A 279-nucleotide genomic window follows, 5' to 3' on the forward strand; every position below is an offset into this window, starting at 1 on the left:
CCTCGTGGTATGCCTCAAATCGAAGTAACTTTCGACCTAGATGCGGACGGTATCCTACATGTATCTGCGAAAGACAAGTCGACTGGTAAAGAGCAGAAGATCACTATCCAAGCGTCTGGTGGTCTGAGCGATGAAGACATCGAGAAAATGGTTCAAGAAGCAGAAGCTAACAAAGAAGCGGACAAGAAGTTCGAAGAGCTAGCAGCTGCACGTAACCAAGCAGACCAAATGATTCACGGTACTCGTAAGCAAGTAGAAGAAGCTGGTGAAGCGCTACCT

At 47.3% G+C, this 279-nt stretch carries 1 protein-coding gene; it reads left to right on the top strand.

From position 1 onward, the window contains the following. The coding region (locus tag FQ664_RS25870) for an Hsp70 family protein (protein WP_144175848.1) at window positions 1-279 on the top strand (279 nt) is incomplete at both ends.

Origin of the sequence: Pseudomonas persica (assembly GCF_900291015.1) — a bacterium.
Lineage (GTDB): Bacteria > Pseudomonadota > Gammaproteobacteria > Pseudomonadales > Pseudomonadaceae > Aquipseudomonas.